This window comes from Polaromonas sp. CF318 (genome assembly GCF_000282655.1).
GTDB lineage: Bacteria > Pseudomonadota > Gammaproteobacteria > Burkholderiales > Burkholderiaceae_C > Polaromonas.
Map to the genome: position 1 here is coordinate 64,984 of NZ_AKIV01000138.1, position 8,509 is coordinate 73,492.

Annotated in this window: 5 protein-coding genes; 3 read left to right on the forward strand and 2 right to left on the reverse strand. The window is 64.0% G+C overall.

The window, feature by feature from the left end:
* Nucleotides 1-20: 20 nt before the first annotated feature.
* From PMI15_RS21225 to PMI15_RS24960, 3 genes are all read left to right on the forward strand, one after another.
* Complete coding sequence (locus PMI15_RS21225) at nt 21-518, forward strand: hemerythrin domain-containing protein (protein ID WP_007874002.1); 498 nt, start codon at nt 21-23, stop codon at nt 516-518.
* Nucleotides 519-676: 158 nt separating this feature from the next.
* Nucleotides 677-1,660 carry a calcium-binding protein gene (locus PMI15_RS21230; RefSeq protein WP_007874003.1) on the forward strand — a complete coding sequence of 328 codons (984 nt, stop codon included), beginning with the start codon at nt 677-679 and terminating at the stop codon, nt 1,658-1,660.
* Nucleotides 1,661-2,064: 404 nt separating this feature from the next.
* Nucleotides 2,065-3,522 (forward strand): calcium-binding protein, encoded by a 1,458-nt coding sequence (locus PMI15_RS24960; RefSeq protein WP_007874005.1) that lies wholly within the window; start codon nt 2,065-2,067, stop codon nt 3,520-3,522.
* An 82-nt stretch (nt 3,523-3,604) separates the two neighbouring features.
* On the opposite strand, the gene PMI15_RS21240 is transcribed toward PMI15_RS24960, so the two are convergent.
* Together PMI15_RS21240 and PMI15_RS21245 are read right to left on the reverse strand one after the other, a co-directional pair.
* Nucleotides 3,605-5,035: an efflux transporter outer membrane subunit gene (locus PMI15_RS21240; RefSeq protein WP_007874007.1), complete on the reverse strand. Its 1,431-nt coding sequence runs from the start codon at nt 5,033-5,035 to the stop codon at nt 3,605-3,607.
* A gap of 10 nt (nt 5,036-5,045) precedes the next feature.
* Nucleotides 5,046-8,375: an efflux RND transporter permease subunit gene (locus PMI15_RS21245; RefSeq protein WP_007874009.1), complete on the reverse strand. Its 3,330-nt coding sequence runs from the start codon at nt 8,373-8,375 to the stop codon at nt 5,046-5,048.
* Nucleotides 8,376-8,509 lie beyond the last annotated feature (134 nt).

Consider the following 8,509-nt stretch of genomic DNA (forward strand, 5'->3'; position numbering starts at 1 on the left):
GCAATGCTGGAAGCACACATATGCCGAATCTCCAATGGTCTGAAGCCCTCGTGCTCGGACTGCCTCAGATGGATGACACGCACCGGGAGTTTGTCGAACTGCTGGCGCAGGCGGAAAACGCGCCGGACGATGCGCTGGCCGGCCACTGGCGCGCGCTGGTGGAGCACACCGACGAGCACTTCAGCCGCGAAGACCGCTGGATGCTGGACACGCGGTTTTCCTCTTCCAATTGCCATACCGTGCAACACAAGGTGGTGCTGCAGGTCATGCGGGAAGGCCTGATGATGGCGCAGGCCGGTGACTTCAGGCCCGTGCGCCATATGGCCAGGGAACTGGCCCTGTGGTTTCCGCAGCATGCGCAAACCATGGATGCCGCTCTGGCCCTGCACCTGCGCGGCATCGGCTATGACCCGGTGACGGGGGTGGTGGGCATGCCCGAGGCTTTGCCCAAGGACGCCATTCAGGGTTGCGGCGGCCTTGGCTGCTCCGATAGCCCGGCGCTTGAGCCCGCTGCATAGCGCGGCTTGCGCTACCGGGGCCTTGGTGTGCCGCAGCCTCCCGCGCTTGCGCGGGCATGGAAGGCCACAAATTCCATAAAAAATATCCGCGCGCGGACATTCGCGTGGAAGGCCTGCCGTGAATTCGCATATGGTGCGGTGAACTCACAGGAGCAGCCATGCGCAATTTCATTTCCGGCAGCAAGTTCAACGACAGCCTCACTGGCAGCACCGGCGAGGACTGGTTTTATGGAAGCCCGGGTAACGACACCCTGGATGGCGGGGGCGGCATAGACACCGTGGACTACAGAACCCTGCTGGACAACTCCTGGCCGGGTTACACGCTGATGTCGGGCATAGAGGCCAACCTGGTCGCCGGCAGGGTCACAAAATTCTTCGCCTCCTACGCCACCGGTTCCACGAAATTTTTCACTTTCACCGATGTGCTGCGTAACATCGAGAACCTCGTGGGCACGGGATTGAGCGACTTGCTCACCGGCAGCACCGGCAACAACATGCTGGATGGCGGGGCCGGAGACGACACGCTGTTCGCCGGCGCGGGCAACGACAACCTGCTGGGCCAGTTGGGGAACGACGTGCTCAACGGGGAGGGCGGCGACGACAGGCTGGACGGCGGCGCCGACAACGACACGCTATCGGGCCAAGACGGGAACGACACGCTGGACGGGGGAGACGGGAATGACCAGCTGTCCGGCGGTCCAAGCATTGACGTGCTCAAGGGCGGCAAGGGTAATGACATTTACCTCTTTAAGCGCGGCGATGCCACCGATACCATCGTGGAAAACGATGCCACACAGGGCAACACCGATGTGCTGCAGTTCGCAGGCGATGTCAAGGCCAATCAGTTGTGGTTCAGCAGGGTGGACCAGGCGCAAAAGGTGAGCGCCACGGGCAATGATCTGCGGATTGGCATCATAGGCACCGGAGACAAAGTCATCGTGCAGGACTGGTATTTAAGCAGTGCCTGTCACGTGGAGCAGATCAAGTCTGGTGATGGCAAGTTGCTGCTGGACAAGGATGTGCAGACCCTGGTGCAGGCCATGGCCTCCTTCGCGCCGCCACCCATGGGCACGACGAAATTTGAGGGCCTGTCGAAAGAGATGCAGACGGCGTTGACGCCTGCGCTGGCCGCCTGGAAATAAAGGCTAACCCTCAGAGTGCCGCGCTTCGCGAAGCCCTGTTGGCAGCCCGCCGCGCGATGATCAAGCGCGGTGGGCTTTTTAATTTTGCCGCCTGCCGGTCGCCGGTCATCGTCACTCAAGTGCTCAGCCCGTCAGCGCTTGCGGACACCAGGATCTGCGTCCTTCATCGCCAGGCCGGCCTTCGACCGGTTTCATGGCGCTTATCGGCTTATGCAAACAAGCACGCTTGGGCGGCAAGCGCAGCCATCATTCCGAAAACCCTGCAAAGATTGGCCGCCTCCGGATAATCGTCGCGAGCTTTTGCGAAAAATTCAAATACCTTGGCCCTACTTGGATAGCGATTCTTATCGAAATCTTAAGTCAAATTTAACGGTGCACTTTTTATCCAAACCGAGGAAGACACTATGGCTACAAAAGCTACAAAAGCTACAAAATCCATCTATAACGACGCGCAGGTTATCGCTTCGCTGGTTCCCGGCCCAAAGTGGACCGGCAGCAGCATTACCTACAATTTCCGTGTTGAGGATGGGCCCGCTTACTCAAGTTTAAAAAATGGCGTCCTCCAGGAGGCCGCGACCGACTACTGGATGCAAACTTATAGCAGTCTGATCGCCAAGCCGATTGTCCGTGTGGACGACGCTGAGAATGCGAACATCTTGCTGGAAAACGACAGCAGCATATCTGGCTTCGCTTATACCTCCTCGTACCCCAACCCTTCGGGAGTTAGCGCGCATTTTCCGTTTTTGTATCCCTCCTCGGGCGGGGAGGACTTCATGGCCTTTGGGCATGAAATCGGACACGCGCTGGGCCTGAGCCACCCAGGCTCCTACAACGGAGGCTCAGCCACATACGAAGCGGATGCGAAGTACATGCAGGATAGCCGTCAATACAACGACATCGTGTGGGGCGGTATTGGCAACGACACCATCTGGGGCGGTATTGGCAATGACACCTTGTACGGTAATGACGACAATGACACGCTGTTCGGTGATGCGGGCAACGACACCCTGGACGGGGGGAGCGGCAACAACAAGTTATACGGGAATGAGGACAGCGACATCCTGTACTCTGGGGCGGGCAGCAACAGGCTGGACGGTGGAGCCGGGGTGGATACCGTGGATTACAGCCGTGCTGGCCTAGCCCGCATCAATGCCAACCTGCTGATCGGCAAGGTGGAGAAGTTCCTTGTGGCCGGCGGCAACGCCATAGCAGACACGGTAGTGGGCATCGAAAACGTGCTGGGTACGGCGGGGGACGACACCATCACCGGTGATGCCAATGCCAATGGCCTGTCCGGCATGGGTGGTAGAGACACGCTGGACGGCGGGGCTGGTAACGACATGCTGGATGGCGGGGAAGGTGATGACACCCTGTCCGGCGGCTCAAACAATGACGTGCTCAAGGGCGGCAAGGGCAACGACACTTACCTCTTCAAGCGTGGCGATGCCATCGATACCATCGTGGAAAACGATGCCACACAAGGCAACACCGACGTGCTGAAGTTCGCAGATGTCAAGTCCACTCAGCTGTGGTTCAGCAGGGTGAACAAGGCGGGCAAGGCGGACAAGGCAGGTTCCAGCCTGCAAATCAGCATCCTGGGCAGCACCACCGCCGACAAAGTCACCGTGCAGGACTGGTATCTGGGCAATGCTTATCACGTGGAGCAGATCAAATCCAGCGACGGCAAGACCTTGCTGGACATGAAGACGGGTAAGGGGGCGAACACGGATTTGGAGCTGCTGGTGCAGGCCATGGCCTCTTTCACGCCACCGTCCGCGAGTCAGACGAGTTTGACGCTCGCGCAGCAAACGAAGCTGGTGGCTGTACTGGCCGGCACCAGCTCCAACTGGCTGTCGTCGTAGACCGTTTCAAGCCGGTTCAAGGCCGCACGTTTAGCGCAGCCCTGTCATGAGCCCGCCGCGTGATCAAGCGCGGCGGGCTTTTTTATTTCGCCGCCTGCCAGCCCCCGCCCAGCGACTGGATCAGTGCCACGGCCGTGGTCTGCCGGTCGGCCATGGCTTGCACCAGGGCGCGGCGCGCGCTCAGGGCCGTGGCCTGGGCGGTGATGACTTCGGTGTAGCCGACCTGGCCGCTGCGGTAGCGATTGAGGACTTGCTGCTCAACCTGGTCGGCCGCCTCTGAAGCCTGGCGGCGCAGCTCTTGTTGCGTGGCCAGCACGCGGGTGGCGGAGAGCTGGTCTTCCACGTCCTGGAAGGCCACCAGCACGGTCTGGCGGTAGCGGGCCACGGCCTGCTCGTGCGCGGCGCGCGCGCCGTCCACGCGTGCGCCTGTGGCGCCGGCGTCAAAAATCAGCTGCGCGGCGGACAGGCCCAAAGACCAGACGCTGCTCGAGGCCTTGAACAAATCGGCCACACGGCTGGCGCCCGTGCCGGCCGAAGCGCTCAGCGACAGGCTGGGGAAGTAGGCGCTTTTGGCGATGCCGATCTGTTCATTCGCCGATGCCACGCGGCGCTCGGCCGCGGCGATGTCGGGCCGGCGCTGCAGCAGGGCCGAAGGCACACCGATAGGCACCTCGGGCACCAGCGGGTTCCAGGCGGCGGTCGGCAGGCTGAAATTGGCGGGCGCCTCGCCGACCAGCACGGCGATTGCATGTTCGAGCTGGGCACGTGTGCGCTGCAAGCCGGCGTTGTCGGCTTGCGCATTGGCAAGCTGGGTTTGCGCCTGCAGCAGGTCGGTTTTGGGGGCGATGCCGGCGTTGTAGCGGTTCTGCGTGATCTCAAGCGCACGCTGGTAGCCGGCCAGCGTGGTTTCCAGCAAAGCCTTTTGCGCATCGGTCTGGCGCAGGGAAAAATAATTGGCGGCAAGCTCACCCTGGGCCGAGAGCTTGGCCGAGGCCAGATCGGCGGCGCTGGCCTGCTCGCCGGCCGTGGCGCTGTCCACCGCGCGGCCCAGCCGACCCCAGACGTCGGGCTCCCAGCTGCCGCCTATGCTGAGCTGGTAGTTGTTGCCGACGCGGCCGGTGCTGCCCGTCGTGACGTTGCCGCTGGAACGCGAACGCGTGGCTCCGGCGTCCAGCGTGACCGAGGGAAACAGCGAGGCGCGCTGCTCGCGCACCAGCGCGCGCGCCTGGGCATAGGCGGCCACGGCCAGCGCGACGTTCTGGTTGGAGACATCGACGCGCGACTGCAGCTGGTCCAGCACCGGGTCCTGGAAGAGGCTCCACCAGGGGCCGCGCTCCAGCGCGTCGGCCGGCGCGGCCGGCACCCAGCCTTCGGCTTCCTTGAAATTTGTGACTTCGGCGGTGGCGGGCCGCTTGTAGTCGGGGCCGACGGCGCAGCCTGTGGCGAGCATGGTCAGCAAGGCCACGGCGATGAGCCGGCGTTCAAGGCGAGGGGGATGGGAGAGGTTCTTCATGGTATGTCCATCATTGCGCTTGCGGCGCCGCGTCGGTTTCGCCGGGATGGCGGCTGAGCTGGCGCTCAAGAGGGCTGCGGCGGCGCAGCTTGTCCATCAGCACGTAGACCACGGGCGTCGTCAGCAGCGTGAGCAGCTGGCTGGCGATCAGCCCGCCGATGATGGCGATGCCCAGCGGCCGGCGCAGCTCGGCCCCTTCGCCGAAGCCGATCGCCAGCGGCAGCGCGCCCAGGATGGCGGCCAGCGTGGTCATCAGGATGGGGCGAAAACGCAGCAAACAGGCTTCACGCACCGCTTCAAGCGCCGAAATGCCGCGCGCGCGCTCGGCCTCCAGCGCGAAGTCGATGATCAGGATGGCGTTTTTCTTGACGATGCCAATCAGCAGGAAGATGCCTATCAGCGCGATGATGGAAAAGTCCAGCTTGAACATCAGCAGCGCGAGCACCGCGCCCACGCCGGCTGAGGGCAGGGTGGAGAGCACGGTGATGGGGTGGATCAGGCTTTCATACAGGATGCCCAGCACGATGTAGATCACCACCAGCGCGGCCAGGATCAGCAGCGGCTGCTGGCCCTGCGATTGCTGGGCGCTGAGCGCCGTGCCGGAAAAACTGCCGCGCACATTGGTGGGCAGGCGTATGTCGGCCTCTGACTGGCGCACCGCCGCCTCGGCATCGCTCAGCGTGAAGCCCTCGGCCAGGTTGTAGGAGATGGTGGTCGAAAGCTCGCCGTCCTCGTGGCTGATGGAGGCGGCCGTCGGGTTCTCGCTGAAACGCGCAATCGCCGACAGCGGCACCATGGTGCTGGGCGCGGTGCTCAGCACATTGCCGCTGGAGGCGTCGCGCAGGCCCGGGTTGGCGCTGATGGTGGGGGTGCTGCTGGTGGTGGTGCTGCCGCTTGTGGTGGCTGAGGTGCCGGATGTGCCCGTGGTTCCGCTCGTGCCTGAAGTGGAATTGGTGGACACCGCCGTAGTGCCGGTACTCGGGGTGTTGCCCGTGCCGCCCCCGGCATTTTTGGCCGGTACATAAATGTCTTTCAGCGACTCGGGGCTGCGCGTGTAGCGTGGCGCGACCTCCATGATGACGTGGTACTGGTTGAGCTCGGCGTAAATCGTGGCGACCTGGCGCTGGCCGAAGCCGTCGTAGAGCGCGTTGTCCACGTCGCGCGAACTGATGCCCAGGCGCGCGGCGCTGTCCTTGTCGACGGTGACCATGGTTTCCACGCCGTTTTCCTGCTGGTCGGTGTCCACGTCGGTCAGCGCTTCCTGGGTCTTCATGCGCTCGGCCAGGCGCGTGGCCCACTGGCTCAGGTCGGCCGCGTTGTCGCTCTTGAGGGTGTACTGGTAGGTTGAATTGGTCTGGCGACCGCCGCCGCGCAGGTCCTGCACGGTGTTGAGGAAGAGGCTCACGCCCGTCACCTGCGCCAGTTGCGGGCGCAGCCGCGTGATCACGGCCTGGCCGCCTTCCTTGCGCTGGCCGACCGGCTTGAGGTTGATGAACATGAAGCCGCCGCCGGCGCGCGAACCGCCGGTAAAGCCCACCACGGTGTCCACCGCCGGGTCGGCGCGGATGATGTCGACCAACTGCCTGAGCTTGCCCTGCAGCGCCTGGAAGGAGATGCTGCGGTCGGCGCGCAGGCCGCCGTTGATCTGGCCGGTGTCCTGCTGCGGGAAAAAGCCCTTGGGCGCTTTCACATAAAGGTAGACGTTCAGGCCCACCACGGCCGCCAGGATCAGCATCACCAGCAGTTTGCTGTGCAGCGCCCAGTCCAGGCTGGTTTCATAGCTGCGGTGCACACGCTTGAAGGCGCTTTCAAACCAGCGGGCGATGCGGCCGGGCGGTTTGCTGTGCGCATCGGGCTTGAGCAGCCAGGCGCACATCATGGGGGTGGTGGTCAGGGAGATCAGCAGCGAGATCAGCACGGCGGCCGACAGCGTGACGGCGAACTCCCGGAACAGCCGGCCTATCTGCCCGCCCATGAAGAGCAGGGGGATGAACACCGCCACCAGCGACAGGCTGATGGACAGCACGGTGAAACCGACTTCGCGCGCACCCAGCAACGCGGCCTTGAAGCGGTCCATGCCGGCCTCGATGTGGCGGCTGGTGTTCTCCAGCACCACGATGGCGTCGTCGACCACAAAGCCGGTGGCCACCGTGAGCGCCATCAGGCTGAGGTTGTTGAGCGAAAAACCCATCAGGTACATCACGCCGAAGGTGCCCAGCAGCGAGGCCACGGTGGCTACCGCCGGGATGATGGTGGCGCGCGCGCTGCGCAAAAAGGCGCTGACGACCAGCACCACCAGCACGATGGAGATGATCAGCGTGAGCTCGATTTCATGCAGCGAGGAGCGTATCGAGTTGGTGCTGTCGGAGGCGACCTGCAGGCGCACGTCCTGCGGCAGCTGGGCCTGCAGCTCGGGCAGCAGGTCGCGCACGCCGTTGACGGTTTCGATCACGTTGGCGGCCGGCTGGCGCGTGACCAGCACGATCACGGCCGGTTCGCCGTTGAACAGGCCCAGGGTGTTGGTGTTCTCCACGCCGTCCTGCACCTCGGCCACGTCGCGCAGGCGTATCGCCGCGTTGTTGCGCCAGGCCACGACCAGGTCCTGGTAGTCGGCGGCGCGGCGCCCGCCGCTGGCGGTGCTGGCGCCGGTGTAGATCTGGAAGCGCTGGCCGTTGCCCTCGATGGCACCGCGCGGCCGGTTGGCGTTGGAGGCCTGCAGCGCCGCGCGCACGTCTTCGGCGGCCACGCCGTAGCGGTTCAGCGCGAAGGGGTTGAGCTCCACCCGCACCGCGGGCAGCGAACCGCCGCCGAGCTCAACGTCGCCCACGCCCGGCACCTGGGCGATTTTTTGCTGGATGAGGTTGGAGACCTCGTCGTAAATCTGGCCCGGCGAACGCGTCTTGGAGGTCAGCGCCAGGATGATGACGGGCGCCGAGGCCGGGTTGGCCTTGCGGTAGGTCGGGTTGCTGCGCAGGCTGGCCGGCAGGTCGGCCCGCGAGGCATTGATGGCGGCCTGCACTTCACGCGCGGCCGAGTCGATCTTGCGGTTGAGGTCGAACTGCAGGCTGATGCGCGTCGAGCCGCTGCCGCTCGAAGAGGTCATTTCATTAACGCCCGCGATGATGCCCAGCCGCCGCTCCAGCGGCGTTGCCACGCTGCTGGCCATGGTCGAAGGGCTGGCGCCCGGCAGTGTGGCGCTGACCGAGATGACTGGAAAGTCGACCTGCGGAAGCGGTGAGACCGGCAGCACGAAGAAGGCGCCTATGCCGGCGAGGGCCAGGCCTATGGTTAGCAGGACTGTTGCTACTGGTCTTCGGACGAAGGGTTCGGAGAGGTTCATGGGGTGGTTCCTCCCCCGACCTTGCCGGTTCTTGCTCCGGCGGGGCGCCTATTGCATGGGCTTGCTGGCCGGGTCTCGCCCCGGCGGGCGAGGCACTTTTCTTTGCTTCGCCAAAGAAAAGTACCCAAAAGAAA